Source organism: Novosphingobium sp. SG707 (assembly GCF_012275515.1).
Lineage (GTDB): Bacteria > Pseudomonadota > Alphaproteobacteria > Sphingomonadales > Sphingomonadaceae > Novosphingobium.
This window is the reverse complement of the sequence record NZ_JAAZQL010000003.1, coordinates 425,783-450,704: the sequence shown is the minus strand read 5'-3', so window position 1 is coordinate 450,704 and position 24,922 is coordinate 425,783. Positions and strand designations below refer to the sequence as shown.

At 63.5% G+C, this 24,922-nt stretch carries 33 protein-coding genes; 13 read left to right on the top strand and 20 right to left on the bottom strand.

From position 1 onward, the window contains the following. The first annotated feature begins 65 nt into the window (after nucleotides 1-65). Genes FHW92_RS10850 through FHW92_RS10830 form a run of 5 tightly spaced genes read left to right on the top strand, consistent with a single transcriptional unit; the run spans nucleotide 66 to nucleotide 3,438 of the window. Nucleotides 66-671 carry a protein-L-isoaspartate O-methyltransferase gene (locus tag FHW92_RS10850; RefSeq protein WP_246870062.1) on the top strand — a complete coding sequence of 202 codons (606 nt, stop codon included), beginning with the start codon at nucleotides 66-68 and terminating at the stop codon, nucleotides 669-671. Then, nucleotides 671-2,134 (top strand): TolC family outer membrane protein, encoded by a 1,464-nt coding sequence (locus FHW92_RS10845; RefSeq protein WP_246870061.1) that lies wholly within the window; start codon nucleotides 671-673, stop codon nucleotides 2,132-2,134. Before FHW92_RS10850 ends, FHW92_RS10845 begins: the two co-directional genes overlap by 1 nt. Nucleotides 2,135-2,176: 42 nt before the next feature. Continuing rightward, complete coding sequence (locus FHW92_RS10840; RefSeq protein WP_168603263.1) at nucleotides 2,177-2,605, top strand: DUF2497 domain-containing protein; 429 nt, start codon at nucleotides 2,177-2,179, stop codon at nucleotides 2,603-2,605. A 39-nt stretch (nucleotides 2,606-2,644) separates the two neighbouring features. Beyond that, the gene (locus tag FHW92_RS10835; protein ID WP_168603262.1) at nucleotides 2,645-3,076 is read left to right on the top strand and encodes a thioesterase family protein; all 432 of its coding nucleotides are present in this window, start codon (nucleotides 2,645-2,647) and stop codon (nucleotides 3,074-3,076) included. Continuing rightward, nucleotides 3,067-3,438: a (2Fe-2S) ferredoxin domain-containing protein gene (locus FHW92_RS10830; RefSeq protein ID WP_168603261.1), complete on the top strand. Its 372-nt coding sequence runs from the start codon at nucleotides 3,067-3,069 to the stop codon at nucleotides 3,436-3,438. The genes FHW92_RS10835 and FHW92_RS10830 overlap by 10 nt, the downstream gene beginning before the upstream one ends. Here the strand turns inward: FHW92_RS10830 and FHW92_RS10825 are convergent. Then, complete coding sequence (locus FHW92_RS10825) at nucleotides 3,420-3,719, bottom strand: hypothetical protein (RefSeq protein WP_168603260.1); 300 nt, start codon at nucleotides 3,717-3,719, stop codon at nucleotides 3,420-3,422. The two genes, FHW92_RS10830 and FHW92_RS10825, sit on opposite strands and share 19 nt — an antisense overlap. Before the next feature lie 183 nt (nucleotides 3,720-3,902). Here FHW92_RS10825 and FHW92_RS10820 point away from each other — a divergent pair, with 183 nt between their 5' ends. The 3 genes from FHW92_RS10820 (at nucleotide 3,903) to xth (ending at nucleotide 5,766) form a co-directional block, all read left to right on the top strand. Continuing rightward, on the top strand, nucleotides 3,903-4,331 hold the full coding sequence (locus FHW92_RS10820; RefSeq protein WP_168603259.1) for a CBS domain-containing protein: 429 nt from the start codon (nucleotides 3,903-3,905) through the stop codon (nucleotides 4,329-4,331). 70 nt (nucleotides 4,332-4,401) lie between these two features. Next, nucleotides 4,402-4,740 carry an iron-sulfur cluster insertion protein ErpA gene (erpA, locus tag FHW92_RS10815; RefSeq protein ID WP_168603258.1) on the top strand — a complete coding sequence of 113 codons (339 nt, stop codon included), beginning with the start codon at nucleotides 4,402-4,404 and terminating at the stop codon, nucleotides 4,738-4,740. Nucleotides 4,741-4,992: 252 nt separating this feature from the next. After that, on the top strand, nucleotides 4,993-5,766 hold the full coding sequence (gene xth / locus FHW92_RS10810) for an exodeoxyribonuclease III (protein ID WP_168603257.1): 774 nt from the start codon (nucleotides 4,993-4,995) through the stop codon (nucleotides 5,764-5,766). A 15-nt stretch (nucleotides 5,767-5,781) separates the two neighbouring features. Here the strand turns inward: xth and FHW92_RS10805 are convergent, their stop codons facing one another. From FHW92_RS10805 to FHW92_RS10715, 19 genes are all read right to left on the bottom strand, one after another. After that, complete coding sequence (locus FHW92_RS10805) at nucleotides 5,782-6,390, bottom strand: hypothetical protein (protein ID WP_168603256.1); 609 nt, start codon at nucleotides 6,388-6,390, stop codon at nucleotides 5,782-5,784. 109 nt (nucleotides 6,391-6,499) lie between these two features. Next, complete coding sequence (locus FHW92_RS10800; RefSeq protein ID WP_168603255.1) at nucleotides 6,500-7,018, bottom strand: demethoxyubiquinone hydroxylase family protein; 519 nt, start codon at nucleotides 7,016-7,018, stop codon at nucleotides 6,500-6,502. A 16-nt stretch (nucleotides 7,019-7,034) separates the two neighbouring features. Beyond that, the gene (locus FHW92_RS10795) at nucleotides 7,035-7,502 is read right to left on the bottom strand and encodes a disulfide bond formation protein B (protein WP_168603254.1); all 468 of its coding nucleotides are present in this window, start codon (nucleotides 7,500-7,502) and stop codon (nucleotides 7,035-7,037) included. A gap of 1 nt (nucleotide 7,503) precedes the next feature. Further along, a complete protein-coding gene (locus FHW92_RS10790; RefSeq protein ID WP_168603253.1) occupies nucleotides 7,504-8,841 on the bottom strand; it encodes a S41 family peptidase in 1,338 nt (445 codons plus the stop codon). A gap of 77 nt (nucleotides 8,842-8,918) precedes the next feature. Further along, the gene (locus FHW92_RS10785; protein ID WP_168603252.1) at nucleotides 8,919-10,133 is read right to left on the bottom strand and encodes a peptidoglycan DD-metalloendopeptidase family protein; all 1,215 of its coding nucleotides are present in this window, start codon (nucleotides 10,131-10,133) and stop codon (nucleotides 8,919-8,921) included. Between the two features lie 3 nt (nucleotides 10,134-10,136). After that, nucleotides 10,137-10,559: a 23S rRNA (pseudouridine(1915)-N(3))-methyltransferase RlmH gene (locus tag FHW92_RS10780; protein WP_168603251.1), complete on the bottom strand. Its 423-nt coding sequence runs from the start codon at nucleotides 10,557-10,559 to the stop codon at nucleotides 10,137-10,139. A 54-nt stretch (nucleotides 10,560-10,613) separates the two neighbouring features. Next, on the bottom strand, nucleotides 10,614-11,021 hold the full coding sequence (rsfS, locus tag FHW92_RS10775) for a ribosome silencing factor (protein WP_168603250.1): 408 nt from the start codon (nucleotides 11,019-11,021) through the stop codon (nucleotides 10,614-10,616). A gap of 100 nt (nucleotides 11,022-11,121) precedes the next feature. Continuing rightward, complete coding sequence (locus tag FHW92_RS10770; protein ID WP_210428446.1) at nucleotides 11,122-11,748, bottom strand: nicotinate-nucleotide adenylyltransferase; 627 nt, start codon at nucleotides 11,746-11,748, stop codon at nucleotides 11,122-11,124. A gap of 26 nt (nucleotides 11,749-11,774) precedes the next feature. Next, nucleotides 11,775-13,061, bottom strand: coding sequence for a glutamate-5-semialdehyde dehydrogenase (locus FHW92_RS10765; protein ID WP_168603248.1), 1,287 nt, complete (start codon nucleotides 13,059-13,061; stop codon nucleotides 11,775-11,777). 38 nt (nucleotides 13,062-13,099) lie between these two features. After that, entirely contained in the window at nucleotides 13,100-13,267 is a 168-nt protein-coding gene (locus FHW92_RS10760) for a DUF1289 domain-containing protein (RefSeq protein ID WP_168603247.1), read from the bottom strand. 68 nt (nucleotides 13,268-13,335) lie between these two features. Further along, on the bottom strand, nucleotides 13,336-13,947 hold the full coding sequence (locus FHW92_RS10755) for a cell wall hydrolase (RefSeq protein WP_168603246.1): 612 nt from the start codon (nucleotides 13,945-13,947) through the stop codon (nucleotides 13,336-13,338). Nucleotides 13,948-14,145: 198 nt separating this feature from the next. After that, complete coding sequence (locus FHW92_RS10750; protein WP_168603245.1) at nucleotides 14,146-14,484, bottom strand: DUF1491 family protein; 339 nt, start codon at nucleotides 14,482-14,484, stop codon at nucleotides 14,146-14,148. Nucleotides 14,485-14,492: 8 nt separating this feature from the next. Then, nucleotides 14,493-14,951, bottom strand: coding sequence for a PTS sugar transporter subunit IIA (locus FHW92_RS10745; protein WP_168603244.1), 459 nt, complete (start codon nucleotides 14,949-14,951; stop codon nucleotides 14,493-14,495). Nucleotides 14,952-15,150: 199 nt separating this feature from the next. Then, complete coding sequence (gene raiA / locus FHW92_RS10740; protein WP_168603243.1) at nucleotides 15,151-15,717, bottom strand: ribosome-associated translation inhibitor RaiA; 567 nt, start codon at nucleotides 15,715-15,717, stop codon at nucleotides 15,151-15,153. 34 nt (nucleotides 15,718-15,751) lie between these two features. Continuing rightward, entirely contained in the window at nucleotides 15,752-16,444 is a 693-nt protein-coding gene (dnaQ, locus tag FHW92_RS10735; RefSeq protein WP_168603242.1) for a DNA polymerase III subunit epsilon, read from the bottom strand. A 59-nt stretch (nucleotides 16,445-16,503) separates the two neighbouring features. Further along, nucleotides 16,504-17,118, bottom strand: coding sequence for a dephospho-CoA kinase (gene coaE / locus FHW92_RS10730; protein ID WP_168603241.1), 615 nt, complete (start codon nucleotides 17,116-17,118; stop codon nucleotides 16,504-16,506). Next, nucleotides 17,115-17,963 (bottom strand): shikimate dehydrogenase, encoded by an 849-nt coding sequence (aroE, locus tag FHW92_RS10725; protein WP_168603569.1) that lies wholly within the window; start codon nucleotides 17,961-17,963, stop codon nucleotides 17,115-17,117. Before aroE ends, coaE begins: the two co-directional genes overlap by 4 nt. A gap of 5 nt (nucleotides 17,964-17,968) precedes the next feature. After that, nucleotides 17,969-18,553 (bottom strand): Maf family protein, encoded by a 585-nt coding sequence (locus FHW92_RS10720; protein ID WP_168603240.1) that lies wholly within the window; start codon nucleotides 18,551-18,553, stop codon nucleotides 17,969-17,971. Continuing rightward, a complete protein-coding gene (locus tag FHW92_RS10715; RefSeq protein WP_168603239.1) occupies nucleotides 18,553-19,395 on the bottom strand; it encodes a pyruvate, water dikinase regulatory protein in 843 nt (280 codons plus the stop codon). The genes FHW92_RS10720 and FHW92_RS10715 overlap by 1 nt, the downstream gene beginning before the upstream one ends. Before the next feature lie 328 nt (nucleotides 19,396-19,723). Here FHW92_RS10715 and hemE point away from each other — a divergent pair, with 328 nt between their 5' ends. From hemE to mnmE, 5 genes are all read left to right on the top strand, one after another. Continuing rightward, nucleotides 19,724-20,749, top strand: a complete 1,026-nt coding sequence (gene hemE, locus FHW92_RS10710) for a uroporphyrinogen decarboxylase (RefSeq protein WP_168603238.1) — start codon at nucleotides 19,724-19,726, stop codon at nucleotides 20,747-20,749. A gap of 101 nt (nucleotides 20,750-20,850) precedes the next feature. After that, nucleotides 20,851-21,294 (top strand): CopD family protein, encoded by a 444-nt coding sequence (locus FHW92_RS10705; protein ID WP_168603568.1) that lies wholly within the window; start codon nucleotides 20,851-20,853, stop codon nucleotides 21,292-21,294. 455 nt (nucleotides 21,295-21,749) lie between these two features. Next, on the top strand, nucleotides 21,750-23,006 hold the full coding sequence (gene rho / locus FHW92_RS10700; protein WP_168603237.1) for a transcription termination factor Rho: 1,257 nt from the start codon (nucleotides 21,750-21,752) through the stop codon (nucleotides 23,004-23,006). A 317-nt stretch (nucleotides 23,007-23,323) separates the two neighbouring features. After that, nucleotides 23,324-23,569, top strand: a complete 246-nt coding sequence (locus FHW92_RS10695) for a DUF6489 family protein (protein WP_172249178.1) — start codon at nucleotides 23,324-23,326, stop codon at nucleotides 23,567-23,569. A gap of 12 nt (nucleotides 23,570-23,581) precedes the next feature. Further along, the gene (gene mnmE / locus FHW92_RS10690; RefSeq protein WP_168603236.1) at nucleotides 23,582-24,859 is read left to right on the top strand and encodes a tRNA uridine-5-carboxymethylaminomethyl(34) synthesis GTPase MnmE; all 1,278 of its coding nucleotides are present in this window, start codon (nucleotides 23,582-23,584) and stop codon (nucleotides 24,857-24,859) included. Nucleotides 24,860-24,922 lie beyond the last annotated feature (63 nt).

Sequence of the window (24,922 nt, the reverse complement as noted above, 5' to 3'; positions counted from 1 at the left end):
AGGTCTGGCCTATTGCATTACTGTGTTATGTATGTAATACGGCCTTGGTCAAGGATTGTGATGGCATGAGCGAAATCCACTACGCACCCCAAGGCGCCGAGGCAGGCACCGCCCGCCGCGCCATGATCGACAGCCAGCTGCGCACTTGCGGCGTGAATGAGCCGTGGGTGCTGTCGGCTCTGGCCAGTGTCGCGCGTGAGGATTACGTGCCCGCCGCCAACCGCGCGGCGGCGTATATCGACCGCGCCGTGCCGCTGGGCAATGGCCGTGCGCTGCCCGCGCCGCTGTTCCATGGCAAGGTGCTGGGCGCTGCCGAACCCACCGAGCAGGACAAGGTTCTGGTCGTGACGGCGGGCAGCGATTACCTCGCCGCCGTGGTCGCGCGCCTTGCGGGCAGCGTGGACAAGGTGGACGCCGCCGATCTGGCCAAGGGTCTGCCGGGCTCGGGCTACACGTTGATCCTGATCGACGGCGCAGCGGGCGAAGTGCCCGCTGTGCTGAGCGATGCGCTGGCCGCCGATGGCCGCATCGTCACGGGCCTGGTCGACAAGGGCGTTTCGCGTCTGGCGCTGGGCCGCAAGGTGGCGGGCGCCGTATCCTATATCACGCTGGCCGATCTTGGCATTCCCGCGATTGCCGAGCTGGCCGCGCCCAAACACTGGAGTTTCTGATGATCGATGGCCGGGTAACGCGCAAGCTTCTGCTTTTGGGGTGCCCGGCCATGGTTCTTGTGGCGCCGATGCTCCATGCCGAGGATCTGCGCAGCGCGCTGGCCGCAACCTATGCCAGCAACCCCACCCTGCTGGGCGCCCGCGAGCAATTGCGCGCCGCCGATGCGGGTGTGCCGCTGGCGCGGGCCGATGGCCTGCCCTCGCTGAACGTCACGGCCAATGAAACCGAATATGTCCGCCAAAATACCGCTTCGACCACCGATATGCCGCGCATGGTCACGGCGGTCGGCACGCTGACGGTTCCGCTGTACAGTGGGGGCGGGGTGAAGAATGCGATCCGCGCCGCCGACACGCGGGTGATCGCCGGGCGCAACGATCTGCGCTCGACCGAGGCCGGCGTGTTTACGCAGGCCGTCACCGCCTATCTGGATGTGATCCGCACCGAGGCCATCGTGCGGCTCAATCGGGCGCAGGTGCAGACGCTGGTGACCAATCTGAAGGCCACCAGCGACCGGTTTCAGATCGGCGATGTGACCAAGACCGACGTGGCGCAGTCGCAATCCCGCCTGGCCGTGGCGCAGGGCAATCTGCGCAGCGCCGAGGCCAGTCTGGTGCAGGCGCGCGAAACCTATATCCAGATCATCGGCCATGAGGCGGGCGAATTGACCCCGCCGCCGCCTTTGCCCGCCTTGCCCGCGACGCCCGATGACGCGGTCGGTCTGGCGCTGGATGCCAACCCGGATCTGGCCGCCGCGCGCGAGCGCAGCAAGGCCGCTGGCTTTGACAGCGATGTGGCCCGCGCCGCGCGTCTGCCCAAGGTCAGCATGATCGCCAATGGCAATTATACTGATTATCTGGGCCAACTGGCGCTGCGCGGCAATTTTCCTTTCCCCATCGCCCAATCAGCGGCGACGGCGGATGTGAGCATCCGCGCGACGATCCCGCTCTATCAGGGCGGGCGGCCCAGCGCCCAGATCAAGCAGGCGCAGGCCCGCGAAGGGCAGGCGCTGGACACCGAAATCGCCACCGAGCGGCAGGTGATCGCCAATGTGCGGGCCTCTTTTTCCAATTATCGCGCCGCCAATGAAATCATCACCGCCAGCCAGACGGCGGTGGAGGCGGCCGAACTCTCGCTGCGCGGGGTGAAGGCGGAGAACAGCGTGGGCAACCGCACCGTGCTGGATATTCTCAATGCCGAACAGGAACTGGTAAACGCGCAGGTGCAATTGGTGACCGCGCGGCGCAATGCCTATGTTGCGGGCTTCTCGCTGCTCTCGGCCATGGGGCGGGTATCGGGCAAGGATCTGGGGCTGGATGCGGGCACGCTGTATGACCCCGAAATCCACTATCGCGAAGCGCGCGGAACGCTGAGCGACTGGGGCGTGGACAAGGTGCAGGGCGCGGGCCAACCCACGCGCACCGTTGACACACCCGCCCAGAACGGTTCAACATTTGGCAATTGAGGGCCGGTTTCGGCGATAATGCGATTTTCAGGGGCACATAGAATGCGCGCACAGGGCGAACCTTCGGTCGAGGAAATCCTTGATTCGATTAAAAAAGTGATCGCGCGTGACAATCGTGTCCCTGCGGGCGCGCCGCGTTTGAACGTGGCCGAATCGCATGACGACGATGTGCTCGATCTCGCTGATTCGGATCAGTATTTTCACGAGGAACCCACCCCGACAGGCCCCGCTGCCGACCTCATCAGCGAGCCGGCGATCTCCTCGATGCGCGAATCTCTGGCCGCTCTGGCCATGATGTCGCAGCCCAGCAGCCGCCCCCAGATCGTGCGCAGCGGCGAGACTTCGCTCGAAGGTCTGGTGGCCGATCTGCTCAAGCCCGCGCTGCGCGAATGGCTGGACCAGAACCTGCCCGCAATGGTCGAGCGCATGGTCGCCGCCGAAATCGCAAGGATCGTCGGCAAGAAGGGCTAATATCTAGCTCTTCCGCCTTTGTCCTGATAGGGCAAGGGCATGGCCAAACCTGATCCCGCCCTGCTCGATCCCACCGGTTACCCGCATATGTGCGAGGTGACGACCCGCTATGCCGATCTGGACCCCAACAACCACATCAACAATGTGGCGATGGCGGCGATCATCGAGGACGCCCGCGTGCGTTTCCATATGGCCAGCGGTTTTGCCAAGGCGATCCCGGCGGGCGCGCAGACGATGGTCGTCTCGCTGACCATAGATTATCTGGCGCAGGCCCATTATCCCCATCCGCTGGTGATCCATTCGGGCCTGTCGGCGGTGGGCGAGCGCAGCTTGCGCCTGCGCCATCTGCTGACGCAAAATGGCCGCCCGGTGGCGCTGGCCGAGGCGGTGGCGGTGCATGTGGTGAACGGCAAGGCAGCCCCTTTGCCTGAAGGGCTGCGCGAGACGATTGAGGCTTGGAAATGTCGGTAAAGCCTGAGGAACTCGCGCTGGCGCAGGCCGCGCTGGCCAAGGCCGGGGCCGCCGCGCCGGGCGGGGTTCAGCGCCACATCTTCCTCTGCGCCGAGCCGCAAAAGGGCGAATGTTGCACCCCGGCGGTGGGCAGCAAGGCATGGGCCTATCTGAAAAAACGGGTCAAGCAACTGGGCCTGACCGAGGCGGGTGTGATGCGCAGCAAGGCCGATTGCCTGCGCGTGTGCTTTGCCGGCCCCGTGGCGGTGGTCTATCCCGATGGCGTCTGGTATCATTCCTGCACCGAGGAGGTGCTCGAACGCATCCTTCAGGAGCATATCATCGGCGGCGTGCCGGTGGAGGATTACCGGCTCAGGTCCTGATCGTCCTTCGGGCCTTCGCTCACTTCCTCGTCATGTCCGCTGTTGTTGGACAGAAACACCAGCCCCATCAGCGCCGACATCAACAGCATCGCAAACGAGATCCCGATCGCCACCGCGATATAGAAATGCGGGCTGACCATCCCCTCCTGCTTGTACAGCACGGTCAGCGCGCCGATCACCGTGGTCATCGTCACCAGAAACATCCAGAGCATGATGCGGCGAAACCGCGCCCATGCGGCCGCCGCCGTGGCCGTGTCGGAAAAGGGAGATCGGTTGGTCATCGCGCGCCTTCATGCGCCTTTGCCCGCCATGTTTCAAGCCGCGCGCTAGAGCGTGGCGCATGGGTGACAGTTAACGGGCCAAGAGCCAAAACCCGCGCAATTCCCCACTTTTCACGGGGGAGGGCCTATGTCATACTCATACAAATAGACAAAAACCCGCCAAAAGGGGGAGATGGAGGAAATATGTCGATTGCTCGTTTGATCGAAGGCCGCGACGTCAATATCGTCGGCTGCACCGTCTCGATGAAAGTGCGCGATGCCATCGCCCTGCTGGCGGACAAGAGGATCGGCGCGATCCCTGTGCTCGATGGCCATGCCATCGCAGGGATCTTTTCCGAACGCGATGTGATCTCGCGCCTCAATGAACATGGCCCCGCCTTGTTCGACATGCTGGTGGGTCAGGTGATGACCTCGCCCGCGATCACGGTCGACCCGGAAACCTCGGCGCTTGAAGCACTTGGCCTGATGACCCGCCGCCGCATTCGCCATCTGCCGGTGCTGCGCGAAGGGCGGATGGTCGATTTCATCTCCATCGGCGACCTTGTGAAATACCGGATCGACCGGATTCAGGGCGAAGCCGATGCCCTGCGGGATTACATCCAGATGGCCTGATCGCTGCCTTCTGGATTGATGGGTGCGCGCCCGCCTTGCGAGTGGACGGGCGCGCGCCTACATTGGGGCCATGACTGACACCGCCCCCACCATCGCCCTCAGCCCCTCCGCCGCCGCCCGAGTCGCGTGGATCGCGCAGAAACAGGGCAAACCGGCGGCTCTGCGCCTCTCGGTCGAGGGGGGCGGCTGCTCGGGCTTCCAATATCGCTATGGCCTGGCCGAAAGCGTCGAGGCCGATGACACGGTGGTCGAAACCGATGGCGTCAAGCTGGTGGTCGATTCGGTCAGCCTCGATCTCGTTTCGGGCTGCGTCGTCGATTATGTCGAGTCGCTGGGCGGGGCGGCCTTCAAGGTCGAAAATCCCAATGCCGTGGCTGGGTGTGGGTGCGGGTCCTCGTTTGCGGTTTGAGGTTAGGGGTTAAGAGTTAGAGGTGCCTCCGGCGGGCAAAGGGTCTCGACCCTTTGCAATCCCCGTAATGGGCGTGCGTGAGATTCGCGGGGAAGCGCCACGCGGCGAAGCCGCTTTCAATTATTGCCTCCGGCGGTAAAGAAGACTGAGTTTGCCACCGGCACCATCCCAGTCATGGGATTGCAAAGGGACCGAGTCCCTTTGCCCGCCGGAGGCACCTGAAACTTCTCTTCCCAAGGACCGACCCCACCCATGAAAATCGCCAGCTTCAACATCAACGGCATCAAGGCCCGCCTGCCGCGCCTGCTGGAGTGGCTGGAGGAAACGCAGCCTGATGTCACCTGCCTTCAGGAGATCAAGACGCAGGACGAGGGTTTTCCGGCCGATGAGTTTGAAAAGATCGGCTATCAGGCGATCTGGCACGGCCAGAAGGGCTTTAACGGCGTGGCGATCCTGGCGCGGGGCGAGAAGCCGGTCGAGACCCAGCGCGGCCTTGCGGGGGAGCCTGAGGATGAACACAGCCGCTATATCGAGGCCGAGGTGAGGGGGGTGCGGATCGCGGGCATCTATCTGCCCAATGGCAATCCGCAACCAGGGCCGAAATTTGATTACAAACTGCGCTGGATGGAGCGTCTGCGCGCCCGCATGGCCGAATTAAAGGCGCTGGAAATCCCCGCCATCGTCACCGGCGATTTCAACGTCATCCCCACCGATGCCGACATCTGGAACCCCAAGGCGATGGCGGACGATGCGCTGATGCAGCCCGAATCGCGCGACGCCTATCTGCGCCTGCTGCATGACGGCTGGACCGATGCCATCGCCACCCATAATCCCAATGGCGGCGTGTGGACCTATTGGGACTATCAGGCGGGCGCATGGCAGAAGGACCATGGCTTCCGCATCGACCATGCGCTGCTCTCACCCGAACTGGCGGACCGGCTGGTGGCCTGCGGCGTGGACAAGGCGCATCGCGGCCGGGAAAAGGCCAGCGACCATGCGCCCGTCTGGGTCGAAATCCGCGACTGATTGCTGGTCTAGGCTTTATTGACCGGGGGCAGGGGGGCCGTGCTGCGCGGCCTCTGCCTTGGCCTTTGCTTCAGCTTCGGCCTGCTTCTGCTTGCGGGCGAAATAGGCCTTTTCCTCGTCCTCGACATCGGACTGGGTGCGGGCGGCTTCATCGTCGATCTTGCCAAGGCGCTTTTCGCGCTCGGCCTCGATCATCTTGGAAAACTGCACGTCGCTCGACTGCTTGCGCTCGGCATAGGCGTTCTTGATGAATTGCGAGACGCAGCCCGTCTGCCCGCCCGCACCCACCGGCGAACAGCTTTGCGCGCCCGATGCGCCCACGCGTTCATAGGCGATCACCTTGTTGTTCCAGGATTCGTTCTTGGGCCCACCGGTGTTCTCGCGGAACGGCTCGGGGATGCGATAGCGCTCGCTCTCGGCCTTGCGGGCGCAGACGGTGATTTCATCGCCCTTGCCCTGCGGACAGGCATCGTCGCCAAAAATGATGACCATGTTGACCCGCTCGCCCCCCGGCGCGGTGATCTGCGTGCCGGTCGGCTGGGCTTGGGCGGCGTTCTGTTGGGCGGCAAGGGCCGGAGCAGCCATGCTCAAAACCGCAGAGAGGGTGAGAATCGGGCGAAACATGGCAACAGGCTCCTCATGCGTTTGGCGGCATTATAGGCTGCCACAGCCCTTGGCGATAGCGGGTGAATGCTAGCTGAAGTTAGCCATCCCCGGCTTGAGCCAGAACAATTTAGATACGTTCCGACAGCTTGATGGCGAAACGGCACCCCAACCGGATCGCCCCCGACAACAGAGGATAGGCGGGCGCACGCTCGGCCCCGTTGGCAAGCGCGGTGTCGCGGTGTTCGCGCTCATCATCGCGCGCCTTTTCGATCAGGCCCGCCAGTTCGGGGTCCTCATCGCCCAGCTCTACCAATTGCTCGGTATAATGCTTGTCGATCTCGGTCTCGATGGCCGCGGTGCAGGCCATCGCCGCCTCCGGCCCGATCAGCGCCGTGGCCGCGCCCAGCGCAAAGCCCGCGACATGCCAGATCGGCTGCAGCACCGTGGGCCGCCCCTGCCGCTCGACGATCAGCCGGTCGAACCATGCGCGATGGTCCACTTCCTGCGCTTCCATCTCGCGGATCTTGGCCGAATGCGGCCCGCGATCGCCCATCACCGCCAGTTGCCCGGCATAGATGCGCACCGCGCCATATTCGCCCGCCTGATCGACGCGCACCATCCGCTTTACGCGCTGCGAAACCGCCATCTCAACGCTCCCCATCTCAACCCTTGTTCCGCGCCATCAGCGCGAAAACCACCAGCGCCGCCGCGCCCGAAATCAGGAAATCATACCCGGCCATCGAAATGCCCATCAGTTTCCACTGCACCACATCGCAGCGGATGACCGGCGCGGCCATGATCGCGGCCAAAGGATCCCCGCCATTGGAAAAGCTGACCGTGGTGGTGCATTCCGTCAGCCCCTTCCACCAGCCATATTCGACCCCCGCATGATAGCCGCCAATCGCCGAGGCCGCCGCCAGAGCAAGCCCCGAAAGCGCCACGAACAAACGCTTCACCGGCAGCACGAATGCCGTCACCGCCAGCCCCAGCGCCGCGAAATGGGCATAACGTTGCCACCAGCACATTTCGCAAGGCACAAGGCCCCCTATATACTGAAACCCATAGGCCCCGCCCAGCAGCGCCAGCGGCACCGACAGAGCGACCAAGTTGGCCTTACTCAGATTTTTCATCTCACTTGCCCTTTGCCGCCAGCGTCGCCGTGCGATTGATCGTCTGCAGCGCATACCACAGCTGGAAATCCTTGATGCCCTTCTCGGTCAATTCCTCGGGCGTCATTTTGAAGCGCGGATCGGGATTATTGTCCTTCTCCAGCTTCTTGTCGTCCACGCCCTTTTCATTGACCAGATGGCGGCGCAGATCGCTCTCGCGCAGGGCTTTTTCGCTGCGCTTGCGCGCGTCGGGGTCGGAAATCTGGGGCACGCGGATGTCCGGCTCGATGCCGCCTTCCTGCACGCTGCGGCCCGAAGGCGTGTAATAGCGCGCCGTGGTCAGTTTGACCGCATGGGCGCTGTCGATGGGGATCATCGTCTGCACGCTGCCCTTGCCGAAACTGCGCTCGCCCATGATCAACGCGCGATGCTGATCCTGAAGCGCGCCCGCAACGATTTCCGAAGCGCTGGCCGAACCGGCATCGATCAGCACTATCACCGGCAGGCCCTTGACCAGATCGCCGGGGAAATAGGTCTCGGCGCGATAGACCGCATTCTCGCCCGCCTGACGCCCGCGCTGCGACACCACCGTGCCGCCGCTCAGGAACAGGTCGGAGAGGGCCACCGCCTCGTCCAGCTCGCCGCCCGGATTCGAGCGAAGATCCAGCACCACGCCGGTCATCCGGTTGCCCGAGGCCGCGCGCTGCTTCTGGATCTGTTCAAACACCAGACGGCCCACGTCATGGCTGAATTCATTGACGGTCACCACCGCCACATTGGCTTCCAGCTTGCTCGTCACCGGCTCCAGCGTGATGACCGCGCGGGTCAGCGTCAGGTCAAACGGCTCCTCGCGGCCGGGGCGATAGATGGTCAGCTTGATCTGGGTGCCTGCCGCGCCGCGCATCTTGGCCACCGCATCGTCCAGATCGCCGTCCACGATGAACTTGCCGTCCAGATGGGTGATATAGTCGCCCGCCTTGACCCCCGCCTGTTCGGCCGGGCTGCCGCGCATCGGGCTGACTACCTTGACCGCGCCATCCTCCTGCACCACCGAAATGCCAAGGCCTGCATAGCCCCCGTCGATCATCGTGCGCAGCCGCTCAAGACTGGCCCCGTCGAGATAGGAGGAATGCGGATCGAGGCTGGAGAGCATACCGTCAATCGCGCCCTTGACCAGTTTCTCGTCATCGGTCTGATCGACATAATGCGCCTTGATCAGGCTGTAGACCGTATAAAGCCGGGCAAATTGCGGCGCCACGCGGCCATCCACCGCCGCCAGGCCCGCTGTGCCCACCGGCACCATCGCCACCGCCCCCAGCAAAAGTCCGGCGCGGGCAAGAGTGGCTAAACGTGAACGCATGGGGGGCCTTTCTGGATAATCACGGGGGAATCTAGCCCGGTTGGGCGCACAATGCCAGATGCCCAATGTTGCAAGATTTAATGGTGCAGTTGATCAAGCGGGTTTACCGGTCGGCCATCCCGGCGCAATTCCAGCGTAATCTGGGGCCGCCCACCGCCCGCCGCCCCCAACGGCGATCCGGCCACCACATTGTCGCCAACCTGCGCCGAAATGCGCTCAAGGCCAGTGATCAGGCTGGTGAAACCGCCCGGATGATCGATGATGATGATCTGGCCATAACCGGCAAAAGGGCCGGCAAAGGCGATCCGCCCGCCCGATGGCGCCACCACCTGCGCCTGGGCGCGGACGGTCAGGGTGATACCGCGCGCGGCTGTTCCACGTGAAGCATCGCCAAAGCCGGACACCAGCCGCCCCGTCACCGGCAGCAGGAAATCAGGGAGAGCCGTGGGCGTCGGGCTGGGCGAGGGGGCATAGGCCGCCTCATTGACCATCTGCCCCCCCCCTGCCGAGCCTGGCGCAGGGCGCAGCACCGGACCGGGCAACGCGGCAAGACGGTCGCGCAGCGCCGCGGCCTGCTCCAGCCCATCGAGCAATCCGCCCAGATCGCGCGCCTTTTCAGCCAGAGCCAGCGCGCGTTCGGCCTCGCGGCTTGCCCCGCCATTGGCTTCGCGCGCGGCCTGACGCTGGCGAGCCTCCATCGCACCCAGATCGCGGCGGCGGGTGCCCAGCGCGGCGATTTCGCCATGGAGCGCGGCCTCGGCCGCCTTGGCCTGTTCCTGCAGCGCGCGGGCGCGGGCCAACTCGCTGCGCAAGGCGGCGGTGCGGCGCTGAACCTGCGGCAACATGCTCTCCAGAAGGGCGCGCGTATGCACGCTGTCGGCCAACGAACCGGGGCGCAGCAGGGCCACCAGCGGCGGGCGGCGCGACAGGCGCTGCAGAGCCCCGGTCAGTTCGACCAGCGGCTTCTGCCTTTGCGCCAATTGCGCGCGCAAATCCCGGCGCTGTGTTTCAATGATGCGGATGCGCGCCTCGTCGGCCACGATCTGCGCCTCGGCCTCCTGAATCCGCGCGGCCAGAGCGGCGGCTTCCTTGGCGGCCTTGTCGGCGGCGGCGGTGGCCTGCTGGGCGTCATGGTCCAGCCTTTCGGCTCGCGCGCGCGCCTGCCCGGCCTGCGCCTGCGCGGCGGCCAGATCGCGGCGCGTCTGGGCCGGATCGTCCAACCCTTGCGCTCCGGCCGCACCGGCGAGCAAGGGGGCCAGCAACGCCGCCATCAGCAAGACCCCAGCCCGCATCCGTCAATTCGCCCGGTGATAGGGGTGGCCCGACAGGATCGCGGTGGCCCGCCACAATTGTTCGGCCAGCATCGCGCGCGCCATCAGATGCGGCCATGTCATCGCGCCAAAGGCGATCAGCAGATCGGCGCCTGCGCGCCCCTCGTCGCCATGCCCATCAGCCGCGCCGATTTCAAAACGCACTTCACGCACGCCATCATCGCGCCAACGCCCCAGCATCGCGGCAAATTCTTCCGAAGAAAGCTGGCGCCCGCGCTCGTCGAGCAAAACGCGGCGGGCAGGGGTGGCAGGGGCGGGAATCGTACCGCCCCGGTCCGGCAATTCGGTGTGTTTCACCGGCCAGCTAATCCGCTTCAGATAACGGTCCAGCATGTCTCCTTCGGGCGAGCGGGCAATCCGCCCACGGGCCAGTATATGCAACAGCATCGTGCCGACCCGTCCTTTTGCCGCGCCCCCGAAAAGCCTGATCAGTCGTTCAGATCAGGCCGCACCGCTGGGTCCGTCAAAGCCCCACATGCGTTCCAGATTGTAGAAATTGCGCACTTCGGGACGGAACAGATGGACGACAATATCGCCGGCATCGATCAGCACCCAATCCGCCGCCGGCAGACCTTCGATGCGGACATGGCCAAAGCCGCCGTGCTTGATGCGCTCGGCCAGATGCTGGGCCATCGCGGCCACCTGACGCGTGGAACGGCCCGATGCGATCACCATGTGATCGGCCACCGAGGTCTTGCCTTCCAGCGGGATGGAGACAATTTCCTGCGCCTGATCGTCGTCAAGCGATTGCAGGATCAGCGCATGCAGCGAACCGGGAACGGATTCGGGCAGCGTTGAAACGGGTTTCGCCGCCGGGATGGCGGTCGAAGGGGTGATAGGTTCGGGCATGTAAGTCAGAATAACTCCTCTCTGGTGGCAGGCCCGATCCGGCTGGAGACGGGGTGCCAGAATGATCAATGTGGAACGCTTTAGGCCGCTTCGCGCCGCATCATGCCCGTCCCCACGGGGCAATTTTGCGGCGTGTCAGGCCATCGCGCAGTGATGATGCAATCGCCCCCTGCGCCCACGCCGGATTGGCCTGCCGGATGGCGGTGGCCGAACGGGGATCGGGGTCGAAACGCAACAGCACCAACCTTGGCGCGCTCCATCCAGCCGGCTTTTTCAAACTGGCCGCAGGCCGCCGGAATCGGCCCAGCCAGGCCATCGCCGGACCGGCAACAGCGCCGCTATCATAGCCCGGACGCGCCACAACCGCAATCGGCATAGCGCGGGCGATATCGCGCCAGCGCCGCCAGCGGTGAAATTGCGCGAGATTGTCGGCGCCCATGATCCACGTGAAACATTTTGTGGGCCAGCGGCGGCGAATCCGCGCTAAAGTATCAACAGTATAGCGCGTGCCTAACTCGCGCTCGATAGCCGAGACGCGGATCGGCGCGCGCCGCGCCATAGTCCGGGCCGAAGCGACGCGGGCGGGCAAGGGGGCCATGCCGGCCTGCGACTTCAACGGGTTTCCCGGAGACACCAGCCACCACACCTCATCCAGCCCCAGCGCGGCAAGCGTCATGAGGCTGATGCGGCGATGGCCCCCATGGGCGGGATTGAAGCTCCCGCCCATAAGGCCGATGCGATGCGCAGGCGTTTTCAGGAGCGAACCTGCCCGGTTCCGCGCACCTGCCACTTATAGGTGGTCAACCCTTCCAGAGCGACCGGGCCGCGTGCGTGCAGGCGTCCGGTGGCAATGCCGATTTCCGCGCCCAGACCGAATTCGCCGCCATCGGCAAATTGCGTGCTGGCGTTGACCATCACAATCGCGCTGTCCACCCGCTGGAGGAATTCCTCAGCAGCGGCGGCGTCAGCCGTAATGATCGCGTCCGTGTGATGGCTGGAATGGCGGGCGATATGATCAATCGCCGCCTCCAACCCATCGACCACGGCCACCGAAAGGATCGCGTCGAGATATTCGGTATCCCAATCCGCCTCGCTGGCGGGCAGGACGCGGGGATCGAGCGCGCGGGCGCGGGCATCGCCACGCAATTCGCAGCCCTTGTCGAGCAGCGCCTGAACCACCGCGACCGAACCAGGGAAGGCAGCATCGAGCAGCAACGTTTCCATCGAACCGCAAATGCCGGTGCGGCGCATCTTCGCGTTCACCGCAATCGACAGCGCCATGTCGGGATCGGCCGCGCTGTGAACATAGGTGTGGCAAATGCCGTCGAGATGCGCGAGCACGGGCACGCGGGCATCATCCTGAACCCGCTGTACCAGCGACTTGCCCCCGCGCGGCACGATCATGTCGATCAGCCCCGCCGCCGTCAGCATCGCGCCCACAGCGGCGCGGTCCTGCGTCGGCATCAATTGCACCGCCGCCTCGGGCACGCCCGCGCTGACCAGACCCTGCACCATCGCGGCATGGATCGCGCGATTGGAATGCACCGCCTCGCTGCCCCCGCGCAGCAGCGCGGCATTGCCCGAACCGATGCAGAGCGCGGCCGCGTCCGCCGTCACATTGGGGCGGCTTTCATAAATAATGCCGATCAGGCCGACCGGCACGCGCACCCGCGCCAGAACGAGGCCATTGGGGCGCTCGTCCTGCGAAATCACCTCGCCCACGGGATCGGGCAGTCCGGCCACCGCCGCCACCGCATCGGCAATCCCGGCCAGACGGCCCGCATCCAGCTTCAAACGATCAAGCATCGCGCCCGACAGGCCGCGCGCGGCGCCTGCAGCCATATCCTGCGCATTGGCCTCCAGAATCGTCGGCGCCGCCGCGCGCAGGGCATCGGCCGCCGCCAGCAGCGCCGCAGCCTTTTGCGGGGTGGTCATGCGCGCCAGCACGACCTGCGCCGCGCGGCCAGCCTTGGCCAGACGCGCGACCAGCGCTTCGGGCGTCTCGGTTTGGGCGGATTCAAGAGTTTGCGTATCAGACATGGGCGGCCCTTTAACAGACTTGCGCCGCCCTGTCAGTATCAGCGTTTACGCCGCTTTTTCAGTTCGGCCAGCAGCGCACGCTTGGCCCCGTCCGACATGGTGGGCCATGCCGCGATCTCGTCGCCGCTGCGCCAGCATCCGGCGCAAAGCCCGCGCGTGGGGTGAATGCGGCAAACGCCATTGCAGGGAGAGGCCGGGGATTTCATGCCGCGCCCATACAGAAAAGCCCTCCGTCGGCAAGGACGGAGGGCTTTTCAACATCGGTCCCGAAGGATCAACGATAAAAGATATGGTTCTCGATCTGCGCCACGCGGACCTTGTCCTGCCAGCGCGAGCCCAGACGGGCGGCGTGGAAGAACAGCGCGCCTTCCGCGCTCGACTTCCAGCGGTTGTCATGGGCGATATGGGCGATCGCCAGGGCATTCTGCCACTTGCGCGATTCCGTCTTGATCGCGGGCATGTGGTGTCCATGGACGAAGGAGAACTGCGAAGGCTGATACACCACGCCGCAATAGGACGTGGGGAAACGGCCCGAACGGGTGCGGTTGACGATCACGCGGCCCACGGCCAGCTGGCCATCGAGCGGTTCGTTACCGGCTTCGAAATAGATCGCGCCGGCCAGACAATTAATGTCTTCCGACGTTTCCGACGCGGCAGCTTCGGGCTCTGCGGCGACAAGGTCGGCGAGCGAAGCGGGTGCCTGCGGGGCGGGGATCAGGGCGTCCGACGAGTTCTGCTCGTTAAACACGCTGAGCGATGGTTGCAGTTGAACCGACGACAGGGCTTTTTCCTGTGCGGCCGCGCCCGAACCGGCGGCGCTGTAAAGCAAAACGAGAAAACCAGCAGCAACCGAGGCCAGACTGGCGCGTTTCAGAAAGAGAGCCATAAACAATTTCAAATGGGCGGTGAACAGCCTGTCGCAAGGGTGAAGCAGGGTCTTAGGCCATTGCTGGCGCCGAAACTGCCCGACCGCTTGCCGGATGTCCCCCGTCTGCGCGCTTGTCTTTCCGGTGTGATTACCGGACAGACCGCCCTCGCAAGATTAGGTCTTGCGCGCGTTGCCCAACAGGCCACGCAGGGTCAATCAGTCATCTGCCGTTAATCCGATGAACCGTTCACCGCGCACGATATCCAGTTCAACAATCCACAGGTCGCTGTCCTGACGCTCGCGTTTTTTCAGCCAGTCGGGGAACTCGTCGGGCGATTCGGCGTTGTATCTTTTCGCGCATTGCCAGATTCGGTGGCCATCCGCGCTGGGCATCCGTTCATAGGCGCGATAATCGCCGCCCCGGTCGCACAAAACCACCATCACCGTGCCCGCATCGGGATCGCCGCGCGCGATGATCGTGCCAAAGCCGCCCTCGGCCTGAACCTGACGCAAAAGCGCGGAAACTTCTATTCCAGCAGGAAGGCGCTCGCTCAAAGCCCTGCTTAACCGGCGCGGTCGGCCACATTGGCGATCAGCGCATAGATCGCCTCATCGCCCGGTGCCTCCATCAGCGCGGCATGCATCTTGTCATCGCGCATCAGCCGCGAAATCGCCGCCAGAGCGTGCAGATGGACCACGCCCGCCGCCTCGGGGCTGAGCAGGCCGAACACCAGATCGACCGGCATGTCATCGGCCGCCTCGAACGCCACGGGCGCCGCCAGTCGCAAAAAGACAGCCACCGGCTTTTCCACCATGGGCACGCGGGCATGGGGAATCGCCACGCCGCGCCCGAAACCGGTGCTGCCCAGATTTTCCCGTTCAAGGATACGCTCAAGCACCTGCGCCCGATCAAGCCCGTAAACCGCCGCGAAGCGATCAGCCAGGCAATCGAGAACAGCCGATTTGCTATCGACTTTTACCGTACTCACGGCATCAGGCAGGAGCGTGAACAGCGCGGTCATCGCCAAAATTCGTTAAGCCTTCTCTCCCGCGTGCCAGAAGCCAAGCGGGGTCGGCGGGGCCGATAGCGGTTTTATCGAAACAAGCAAAGGGGTTTGGTTCGTCAGCATACCGCCTTGACCAAACGCCCCATTGCCAGTGGTCAAAAACACACCACGGCCCGCGCCAAAGGCACCGGGCCGTGGAGCGCGTTAACGTTCGTCAGGACGGTTCGACCCAGCCGATCGACCCATCACCGCGCCGGTAAACCATATTATGCTTGCCGGTGCCAGCGTTTTTGAACAGCAGCGCGTTAGTGTTGCGCAGGTCGAGCATCATCACCGCGTCCGACACGGTGGTTTCGGGCACGTCCACGCGCAGCTCGGCAATCACCAGCGGCGCCTCGACGGGGGCTTCGTCCTGCTCCATCTCGGGTTCGACGAAAATCGTATAGGCCGCTTCTTCCGAACGAACCGAATGAGCAGCCTGCTCCTGCCGCGCGCTCAACCGGCGCTTGTAGCGGCGAAGCTGGGTTTCCACCTTGTCCGATGCCTGGTCAAAGGCATGGTGGGCATCGTGGCTGAGGCCGGCGCCCTTCAGGATCAGGCCCTGGCGCACATGCATCACGATGTCGCTGCGGAACGAACCGCCCGGGGCCTTGCTGAAGGTGACAACCGAAGACAGCGCCCGCGCGAAATATTTGTCGATGATCGCCGCCAGGCGCTCCTCAACATGCACGCGCAGTGCATCGCCAGTTTCCATTTGATGACCGGAAACGCGAACGTCCATGGTTGTTACTCCTCTTGTTGTTATCTCTTGATAGTCACTGAAGCCAGATCGGCTCCTTGATCGATTTCAAAAACGCGCCGTGAGCGTCCAGTTCCTCCTGGCTGGCGGCATGGGGGCGGGCCTCGCGCAGGGGTCGCGTTCGCGGCGCCTGCGTGTGGGTTTCGGAAACTGTCTGTGTAATAACAATGCTTTGCGCGGCCAGTTCCATGCCAATCTGGCGGCCGCCCAGCAATTCGACATAGACCTGCGCCAGCAGTTCGGAGTCGAGCAGGGCGCCGTGCTTGGTACGGTGGCTACGGTCGATGCCATAGCGGGTGCAAAGCGCATCGAGCGAGTTTTTCGCGCCGGGATGTTTCTGGCGTGCGATCTTGACCGTATCGACCATGCGATCAAGCCCGATGGGATCGAATCCGGCCGCCGTAAGCTCGGCATTGATAAAGCCAAAGTCAAAACCGGCATTATGCGCCACCATCGGCGCATCACCGATGAAATCGAGGAATTCCTGGGCCTTTTCCGCAAACAGCGGCTTGTCCGCCAAGAATGCTTCGGACAGGCCGTGGACCCGTTCGGCCTCGGCGGGCATGTCGCGCTGGGGGTTGAAATAGGCATGATAGGTGGCCCCGGTGGCCACGCGATTGACCATTTCGACGCAGCCAATTTCCACCAGCCGATCGCCGTTTTTGGGGTCCAGACCTGTGGTTTCGGTGTCGAAGATAATCTCACGCATTGTGATATCTATCCTCCTCGAAACCGGGCTGCACAAGCAAAATTCTCACCGAAATGAGATTAGGGTGCGTTTCCATCCAAATGGTTAATCCGGTCTAACACTTTTGCCAGAGCTGCGCGGGTTTCCTCCAGCGAAGTGCCTGTATCCAAAACATAATCGGCCAGAGCCCGTTTTTCCGCATCGGGCATTTGCGCGGCCAGAATATCGGCGAATTTGGCCTCATTCATGCCCGGCCGGGCCATGACTCGGGCCTTTTGCACAGGGGCCGGGGCCGAAACCACCACCACCACATCCATTCCCCCGCGCCCGGTGCGTTCAAACAGCAAGGGAATGTCAAAAACGACCATTGGTGAGTCGCAATGTTGCGCAAGGAATTGCTCCCGCGCAATCGCCACCGCCGGATGGACAATCGCCTCCAGCCGCGCCAGCGCTTCCGGCTTGCCAAACACCGCCGCGCCCAATTTGCCCCGGTCCACGCCATCCGGGCCGGTGGTGCCGGGAAATTCCGCCTCAATCGCGGGCAGCAAGGCCCCGCCCGGCCCCTGAAGCGCGCGCACCGTGGCATCGGCATCGAACACCGGTACGCCCGCCTCGCGCAGCATCCCGGCCACGGTGGATTTGCCCATGCCGATCGAGCCGGTCAGGCCTATGATCTTAGGGCCGATGGTCTTCATGCCGTCAGAATCGCCCGCAGGGCCACATCGCCACGCTCACGCGCAGGATCGGCGCCATAGAAATGCTCAAAGGCAATCCCCGCCTGACCGATCAGCATGGTCAGCCCGTCGATGCAGCGCATCCCCTCGGCCCGCGCGGCGGCCAGCAGAGGCGTTTCGAGCGGCGCGGTGACAATGTCATAAACAATCGCCGCAGGCCGCCCATGGCTCAGATCCAGCACCAAAGGCGGATTACCCACCATGCCCAGCGGGCTGGCATTGACGATCATGCCGAATTCGCCATCGCCGCCACGGGCAAAGTCCCCCAACGCCGCCGCCCTGTGCCGCGCGCCCGGCGCCAGTTCATCAAGCAAATCCTGCGCCTTATCGGAATCGCGCGCGGCCAGCGTGATCGCGATGCCCGCATCGGCCAGCGCCACGACAATCGCCCGCGCCGCACCGCCCGCCCCGATCACCAGCGCATTTTCCGGCGCCAGCTCATCACCCAGCACCGGCAACAAAGGTTCGATAAAGCCCGGCGCATCGGTGTTATAGCCGATCAGCCGCCCACCTTCCTTCACCGCCACCGTATTGACCGCGCCGATCCGCGCCGCCAGCGGGTCCAGCCCGTCGAGCAGGGGGATGATCGTCTGCTTATGCGGCATGGTGACATTACAGCCACGCCACAGAGGCTCGGCCCGGCGCGCGGCAATATAGGCGGGCAAATCGGCGGGCAGCACATGGGCGCGGCCATAATCAGCCTCCAGCCCCAGTCGTTCGAGCCAGTGCCCATGAATCGCGGGCGATTTGGATTGGGCAATCGGATCGCCGATCACTTCGGCAAAGGGCCGCGTGGGCGCTGTAATCTCGTTCACTTCAAGCCTCTCAACGCCCCCAGCACCGCCAGCAGCGGCATACCCAGCACCGTGAAATGGCTGCCCTCGATGCTGTCGAACAATTGCACGCCGCGCGCCTCGATGCGGAACACCCCGACGCAGGCGGCCACTTCGGGCCATTCGGCGTCCAGATAGGCCGAAATAAATCCCTCGTCGAGCGGGCGGACCGACAGGCGCGCGCATTCGGCATGGGCCCACACCACCGCCCCATCGCGGGCCAGCGCGGCGGCGGAATGCAATTCCATCACTCGCCCCGAAAAGAAGCGCAGATGCTCAGCCGCATCCTCGCGGCTTGCCGGTTTGTCGAAACGGCGGCCATCGACCACGACAAGGGAATCGCTGCCCAGCACCAGCGCGCCCGGCGCCGATGGACAAACCGCCAGCGCCTTGGCCTGGGCCAGAGCCAGCGCGACATCGGCGGGCGCGGCGCCAGCAAGACCGGCCTCAAGTGCGCGTTCATCGATGCGCGCCGGGATAGCCTGATGCGCGACACCGGCAGCATCCAGCATCGCCCGGCGCGATGCGCTCTGGCTGGCGAGAACAAGGTCAGGAAAAGTCATCAGATCGGCTTGGCTCCGGATTGATTGTCATGGCCTGTCTGCCGCTCCTTGATCAGATTGATGATCGCGGCGGCGGTTTCCTCGATCGATCGGCGGGTGACGTCGATCACCGGCCAGCCATTATCGGCAAACATGCGGCGGGCAAATTGCAGTTCGGCCCCCACGCGATCATTATCGACATAGGCGGTGTCGGGCGACTGGTTGAGGGTCAGCAGGCGGTTGCGGCGCACCTGAATCAGGCGTTCGGGCGCAGTGGTCAGACCGACGACCAGCGGGCGTTTGAGATCATAGAGCAGGCCGGGCGGCGGGCTTTCCACCACGATGGGAATATTGGCCACCTTGAACCCGCGATTGGCCAGATAGATAGAGGTGGGCGTTTTGGAGGTGCGCGACACGCCCGCCAGCACGATATCGGCCTCTTCCCAATCCTCCCACGCAACCCCGTCATCATGGGCGATGGTGAATTGAATCGCCTCGACGCGGGCGAAATAGGCCGCGTCCAATGTGTGCTGGCGGCCGGGGCGGCCCTTGGCTTCCTGGCCCAGCGCGGCCTCGAGCGAGTCAATCACCGCATCAAGCGCAGGAACCGCAGGCAGACCCAAAGTACGACAGCGATCCTCCAGCGCCCTGCGGATATCATGGCTGACCATGGTATAAACCACCAGACCGGGGTTGGCAGCAATATCGCCGATGATACGATCGAGATGCGCCTGTGATCGCACCATCGGCCAGAAGTGGCGCACGACATCGGCATCATCGAATTGCGAGAGCGCGGCCTTGGCGATCATTTCAAGCGTTTCGCCGGTGGAATCCGAGAGCAAATGGAGATGGAGCCGCGTCATTCGTGAATGTACCTAAACCCGTTCAGCCTTGTGGATAAGCCTGCCCATAAACCACGGCAAAGGTCTGGTGACAATCTCGGGCATAGGTTTGATCCCCGATAGGAGGACTCCTTTGCGCGACTTGTGGACATGTGAATAGGGTTACCCACAGGCTGGGGATAAGGGGGAAAAGGAATCCTTGACCCTGACTCTTGGGGAGTCGCAAAGGGCCTTGCCCTGTTCATTTCGGGATAAATCGGGCAAGGAACCGGTATGCCCGCTATCCACAGGCCAACAACTTACTAGAACCCTTTAATAAGAATCTATTTTTTTGGATTGGACTCTCTCGATGCCCGGTTTGCTCCTTGATACGTTGCGTGGTTCCAATGGCGTGTCGCGCCCGATCTGGCTGATGCGTCAGGCCGGACGCTACCTTCCGGAATATCGCGAACTGCGGGCAGAGAAGGGCGGCTTCCTCGCGCTGGTCTATGACAGTGCGGCGGCGGCCGAGATTACGGTCCAGCCTTTGCGCCGTTTCGGCTTTGACGGGGCGATCCTGTTTTCTGACATTCTGATCGTGCCCTATGCGATGGGTCAGGATCTGCAGTTTCTGGTGGGCGAGGGGCCGCACCTGTCTCCCCGGCTGGTCGATCATGCTCTCAAATCGCTTGTGGCGGTCCCTGAGCGCCTTGCGCCGATCTATGAGACCGTGAGGCAGGTTGTGGCCCAGATCAGCCCACAGACCACCATGCTGGGCTTTGCGGGCAGTCCCTGGACCATCGCGACCTATATGGTGAATGGCGAAGGCAGCCGCGATCAGCATGAGACCCGCGCCTATGCCTATCGCGACCCTGCGGCGTTTCAGGCGATCATCGACGGGGTTGTGGACGTGACGGTCGAATATCTCGATGGCCAGATCAAGGCCGGTGCCGAGGCGATCCAGTTGTTCGACAGTTGGGCAGGGTCTCTCGCTCCGCGTGAGTTCGAGAAATGGGTTATTGCGCCCAATGCGGCCATTGTGAAGGCGGTCAAGGCTTTGCACCCCACCGTACCCATCATCGGCTTTCCCAAAGGCTCCGGCGAGAAACTGGCGGCCTATGCCCGCGAAACTGGCGTGGACGCGGTGGGTATCGACGAGACCATCGACCCGATCTGGGCCGCGCGCGAATTGCCCGCCAACATGCCGGTGCAGGGCAACCTCGATCCGCTGCTGCTGCTGGCGGGCGGACAGGAGCTGGAAGACCGAGCCATCGGCGTGCTCGAAGCCTTTGCCGACCGGCCGCATGTGTTCAATCTGGGCCACGGCATCGGGCAAACCACGCCCATCGCCCATGTCGAGCAATTGCTCAGCGTCGTGCGCAGCTGGAAACGGTAAAGCGCGCGTAAGGCACTGTTCTTCCGGTTTTCCGCCGCCATCCTGTTGACAGCGGAAAATCGGACACCAACTTTTCGACCATGCTAAACCATGGTGCAGCGATGGAATGGGTGCTTTCGATGACCTATCTCTGGCTCAAGGCGGGCCATATCATTTTTGTGATCTTCTGGATGGCGGGGCTGTTCATGCTGCCGCGTTATTTCGTCTATCATCAGGAAAGCGAGCCCGGGTCGGCCGAGGAAGCCCGCTGGATCGACCGCGAGGCCAAGCTGCGCAAGATCATCCTGACGCCGGCGATCATTGTCGTGTGGGTGCTGGGGCTGCTCTTGGCCCACACGATCGGGGCCTTTTCGCAGGGGTGGTTCCATATCAAGCTGGCCGCTGTGCTGGGGCTTTCGGCCTATCACATGTGGCTGGTGGGCTATTCCAAGGCGCTGGCAAAGGGCGAGCGGCGGTTGACCGGAAAGAAGCTGCGGATGCTCAATGAAGTGCCGGGGCTGGCGGCGGCGGTGATTGTGGTGATTGTGGTGTTGAAGCCGTTTTGAGTTGGGGTTTGAGGGGGTTTTTGCCTCCGGCGGGCAAAGGGCTAGAGCATCGCGCCAAAAAGTGGGAACCGGTTTTTGGCATCAGCGATGCGAACACAAAAACACCCCTTTGCAATCCCGTTAATGGGGTGGTGCCGAGGTTCGCAGGGATGTGGATTGGATTTGGCGATGGATTGAAGGCCTGCGGCGCTATCACTGGGCGCCGCAGGCTTTTTCATTTCAGAGGGTGCGTCCGACACCCGGCATTGAACCTCTGGCACAACGCAGACAGTAACGGGAGCGCGAGGGTCTAGACCCTCGCATCAACCCCTTCTTTCCTTGATTTCTCCCCCCCAATCCCCTATCTCAATCCGCAACCGGCACCGCCGCGCGAGATAAAGACGCGGCACCATCATGGTCTTGCATTCTCCATGCCCGATAGACCCGCCGGCCGAACCTCATAGGAATACCTTGATATGCATTTGAAAGAATTGAAGAAAAAGACTTCGGCCGAGCTGGTCGAGATGGCCGAGGAATATGGCGTGGAAAGCGCCAGCACCTTGCGCCGCCAGGATCTGATGTATGCGATCCTGAAGGAAGTGGCCGAGGATGGCGAAGAGATCATCGGGCAGGGCACGATCGAAGTGCTGCCCGACGGCTTTGGCTTTTTGCGCAACCCGGAGGCCAACTATCTGGCCGGGCCGGACGACATTTATGTCTCGCCCAATCAGGTCCGCAAGTGGGGCCTGCGCACGGGCGACACGGTGGAAGGCGAAATCCGCGCTCCCAAGGATGGCGAGCGCTATTTCGCGATCACCAAACTGGTCAGCGTCAATTTCGACAATCCCGAAGCGGTGCGCCATCGCGTCAACTTCGACAACCTGACCCCGCTCTATCCGAACGAGCGTCTGAAGCTCGACACGCTCGATCCCACGGTCAAGGACAAGTCGGCCCGCGTGATCGACCTGATCTCGCCTCAGGGCAAGGGCCAGCGCGCGCTGATCGTCGCCCCGCCGCGTACGGGTAAGACCGTGCTGCTGCAGAACATTGCCAAGGCGATCACCGACAACCACCCGGAAGTGTTCCTGCTGGTGCTGCTGGTCGACGAACGCCCCGAAGAAGTCACCGACATGCAGCGCAGCGTGAAGGGCGAGGTCATCTCCTCGACCTTTGACGAACCGGCGCAGCGTCACGTCCAGGTGGCCGAAATGGTCATCGAAAAGGCCAAGCGCCTTGTCGAACACAAGCGCGATGTCGTCATCCTGCTCGACTCGATCACCCGCCTTGGCCGCGCCTACAACACCGTCGTTCCTTCGAGCGGCAAGGTGCTGACCGGCGGCGTGGACGCCAACGCCCTGCAGCGCCCCAAGCGCTTCTTCGGCGCCGCGCGTAACATCGAAGAAGGTGGCTCGCTCTCCATCATCGCCACCGCGCTGATCGATACGGGCAGCCGCATGGACGAAGTGATTTTTGAAGAATTCAAGGGCACGGGTAACAGCGAAATCGTCCTCGACCGCAAGGTTGCCGACAAGCGTATCTTCCCCGCGCTCGACGTAGGCAAGAGCGGCACCCGCAAGGAAGAACTCCTGGTCGAAAAGGGCAACCTCTCGAAGATGTGGGTCCTGCGCCGCATCCTCATGCAGATGGGCACCGTCGACGCGATGGAATTCCTGCTCGACAAGATGAAGGACTCCAAGACCAACGAGGACTTCTTCGCGACGATGAACCAGTAAGCGAAGTTTGCCTCTGGCGGGCAAAGGGCGGGGGCCCTTTGCAATCCCGCTATGGGGTGGCGCCTGGGTTTGCAGGAATGTGGATCTGGGCGATGGTTTTAAAGCCTGCGGCGCTATCAATGGGCGCCGCAGGCTTTATCATTTCTGATGCTGGGTATTGTGCGCTGCGGTTGAACCCGATGCGCCACGCAGACAGTAACGGGAGCGCGAGGGTCTAGACCCTCGCATAACCTCCTTTCCTCCTTTCTAAAATCTAGACTTCCCCCCCCCACTGTGTCTTTATCCATTCCGGTTTGCGCCATAAGGAGACCCCGGCGATGAAGATGAATTTCGAGGTGGATTGCACACCGGAGGAAGCGCGTCGCTTTCTGGGCCTGCCCGATGTGACGCGGGCCAATGAGGCCTATGTCGATGCGGTGATGAAGGCGATGCAGGGCGCCGGTTCGCTCGAGCAGATCCAGGAATTCACCAAGCAGTTCGCGCCGATGGGCCAGTTGGGCATGAAGATGTTCCAGAATATTCTTGAGGCCGGCGCGAGCATGGCGACCGGCGGCAAGAAGTAAGATCAGCCTTTCATGACGGACACGATTTTTGCCTGCTCCAGCGGGATGCCTCCGGCTGCGATTGCGGTGATCCGGATCAGCGGGTCGCAGGCGGGCGCGGCATTGGTCGCGCTGGGCGGGCGCTTGCCCGCGGAGCGGCGTGCGAGCCTGATGGTCCTGCGCGATGGGGAGGGAGCCGAATTGGACTGCGCGTTGGTCCTGTGGTTTCCCGGCGCGCGGACGGCGACCGGCGAGGATTTGGCCGAGATCCATTGTCACGGCGGACGCGCGGTGATCGCGGCCTTGGAACAGGCGCTGGCGGCTCTGCCGGGGCTGCGCCGCGCCGAGGCGGGCGAATTTACACGGCGCGCATTTTTGAACGGGCGTATGGATCTGGCCGAGGCCGAAGGGCTTGGCGATTTGCTCTCCGCCGAGACGGAGATGCAGCGGCAGGCCGCCGTGGCGATGGCGGGCGGTGCTTTGTCGGTTGTGGTCAAGGGCTGGCGCGAGCGTGTGCTGATGCTCTCGGCTCAGGTTGAGGCTGTGCTCGATTTTGGCGATGAGGATGACGTTGGCGCGCTGCCCGCTTCCTTCGCTTCGACGCTGGCGATGTTTCACGTGGAACTTTGCGAATGGCTGTCCCGCCCGCGCGCCGAGGCTCTGCGCGAAGGGTTTCGCGTGGTGATCGCCGGGCCGCCCAATGCGGGCAAGAGCACCTTATTTAACGCGCTGGTCGAGGATGATGCCGCGATCATCACGCCGCTGGCCGGAACCACACGCGACATTTTGATGCGCCCGGTGGCGCTGGGCGGGGTGCCGTTTCAGTTTCTCGATACGGCAGGCCTGCGTGACGACGGCGCGGATGTGGTAGAAAGCATCGGCATCGAACGCGCCCGCGAAGTCATGGCGCGGGCTGATCTGGTCCTCTGGCTGGGGCCGGAGGGCGAGGGGCCGGAGGGCGCGTGGGAGATCGAATCCCGGATCGACGCCGCCGTGCGCATGGCCAAATCCGCCCCCCGCCATCGCCTCTCGGCCAAGACCGGGGAAGGGGTGAATGCCCTGCGACAGGACCTGATCGACACCGCCCGGGCGGCCATGCCCAAGCCCGGACAGGTGGCCCTGAATGCCCGCCAGCATGGCTTGCTCTCCGAAGCCGCCTCCGCTTTGGCGACCATCCGCCCCGATGGTGACCTGCTGCTGACCGCCGAAGATCTGCGCGCCGCACGTTCCGCCTTCGACCGTTTGCTGGGCGGTGCGGGGACGGAGGATATGCTCGACGCTTTGTTCGGACGCTTCTGCATCGGAAAATAGCGTGTGTTTCACGTGAAACACGCCGCAACTTTTGACCCGCCCGCCCGCATAGGGTAGGGGCAG

Bases quoted from the DNA above. Each gene is read 5' to 3' on its own strand.
- FHW92_RS10850 (WP_246870062.1), top strand. From the start codon at position 66: ATGAGCGAAATCCACTACGCACCCCAAGGCGCCGAGGCAGGCACCGCC.
- FHW92_RS10845 (WP_246870061.1), top strand. From the start codon at position 671: ATGATCGATGGCCGGGTAACGCGCAAGCTTCTGCTTTTGGGGTGCCCG.
- FHW92_RS10840 (WP_168603263.1), top strand. From the start codon at position 2,177: ATGCGCGCACAGGGCGAACCTTCGGTCGAGGAAATCCTTGATTCGATT.
- FHW92_RS10835 (WP_168603262.1), top strand. From the start codon at position 2,645: ATGGCCAAACCTGATCCCGCCCTGCTCGATCCCACCGGTTACCCGCAT.
- FHW92_RS10830 (WP_168603261.1), top strand. From the start codon at position 3,067: ATGTCGGTAAAGCCTGAGGAACTCGCGCTGGCGCAGGCCGCGCTGGCC.
- FHW92_RS10825 (WP_168603260.1), bottom strand. From the start codon at position 3,719: ATGACCAACCGATCTCCCTTTTCCGACACGGCCACGGCGGCGGCCGCA.
- FHW92_RS10820 (WP_168603259.1), top strand. From the start codon at position 3,903: ATGTCGATTGCTCGTTTGATCGAAGGCCGCGACGTCAATATCGTCGGC.
- erpA (WP_168603258.1), top strand. From the start codon at position 4,402: ATGACTGACACCGCCCCCACCATCGCCCTCAGCCCCTCCGCCGCCGCC.
- xth (WP_168603257.1), top strand. From the start codon at position 4,993: ATGAAAATCGCCAGCTTCAACATCAACGGCATCAAGGCCCGCCTGCCG.
- FHW92_RS10805 (WP_168603256.1), bottom strand. From the start codon at position 6,390: ATGTTTCGCCCGATTCTCACCCTCTCTGCGGTTTTGAGCATGGCTGCT.
- FHW92_RS10800 (WP_168603255.1), bottom strand. From the start codon at position 7,018: ATGGCGGTTTCGCAGCGCGTAAAGCGGATGGTGCGCGTCGATCAGGCG.
- FHW92_RS10795 (WP_168603254.1), bottom strand. From the start codon at position 7,502: ATGAAAAATCTGAGTAAGGCCAACTTGGTCGCTCTGTCGGTGCCGCTG.
- FHW92_RS10790 (WP_168603253.1), bottom strand. From the start codon at position 8,841: ATGCGTTCACGTTTAGCCACTCTTGCCCGCGCCGGACTTTTGCTGGGG.
- FHW92_RS10785 (WP_168603252.1), bottom strand. From the start codon at position 10,133: ATGCGGGCTGGGGTCTTGCTGATGGCGGCGTTGCTGGCCCCCTTGCTC.
- FHW92_RS10780 (WP_168603251.1), bottom strand. From the start codon at position 10,559: ATGCTGTTGCATATACTGGCCCGTGGGCGGATTGCCCGCTCGCCCGAA.
- rsfS (WP_168603250.1), bottom strand. From the start codon at position 11,021: ATGCCCGAACCTATCACCCCTTCGACCGCCATCCCGGCGGCGAAACCC.
- FHW92_RS10770 (WP_210428446.1), bottom strand. From the start codon at position 11,748: ATGGGCGGGAGCTTCAATCCCGCCCATGGGGGCCATCGCCGCATCAGC.
- FHW92_RS10765 (WP_168603248.1), bottom strand. From the start codon at position 13,061: ATGTCTGATACGCAAACTCTTGAATCCGCCCAAACCGAGACGCCCGAA.
- FHW92_RS10760 (WP_168603247.1), bottom strand. From the start codon at position 13,267: ATGAAATCCCCGGCCTCTCCCTGCAATGGCGTTTGCCGCATTCACCCC.
- FHW92_RS10755 (WP_168603246.1), bottom strand. From the start codon at position 13,947: ATGGCTCTCTTTCTGAAACGCGCCAGTCTGGCCTCGGTTGCTGCTGGT.
- FHW92_RS10745 (WP_168603244.1), bottom strand. From the start codon at position 14,951: ATGACCGCGCTGTTCACGCTCCTGCCTGATGCCGTGAGTACGGTAAAA.
- raiA (WP_168603243.1), bottom strand. From the start codon at position 15,717: ATGGACGTTCGCGTTTCCGGTCATCAAATGGAAACTGGCGATGCACTG.
- dnaQ (WP_168603242.1), bottom strand. From the start codon at position 16,444: ATGCGTGAGATTATCTTCGACACCGAAACCACAGGTCTGGACCCCAAA.
- coaE (WP_168603241.1), bottom strand. From the start codon at position 17,118: ATGAAGACCATCGGCCCTAAGATCATAGGCCTGACCGGCTCGATCGGC.
- FHW92_RS10720 (WP_168603240.1), bottom strand. From the start codon at position 18,553: ATGACTTTTCCTGACCTTGTTCTCGCCAGCCAGAGCGCATCGCGCCGG.
- FHW92_RS10715 (WP_168603239.1), bottom strand. From the start codon at position 19,395: ATGACGCGGCTCCATCTCCATTTGCTCTCGGATTCCACCGGCGAAACG.
- hemE (WP_168603238.1), top strand. From the start codon at position 19,724: ATGCCCGGTTTGCTCCTTGATACGTTGCGTGGTTCCAATGGCGTGTCG.
- FHW92_RS10705 (WP_168603568.1), top strand. From the start codon at position 20,851: ATGGAATGGGTGCTTTCGATGACCTATCTCTGGCTCAAGGCGGGCCAT.
- rho (WP_168603237.1), top strand. From the start codon at position 21,750: ATGCATTTGAAAGAATTGAAGAAAAAGACTTCGGCCGAGCTGGTCGAG.
- FHW92_RS10695 (WP_172249178.1), top strand. From the start codon at position 23,324: ATGAAGATGAATTTCGAGGTGGATTGCACACCGGAGGAAGCGCGTCGC.
- mnmE (WP_168603236.1), top strand. From the start codon at position 23,582: ATGACGGACACGATTTTTGCCTGCTCCAGCGGGATGCCTCCGGCTGCG.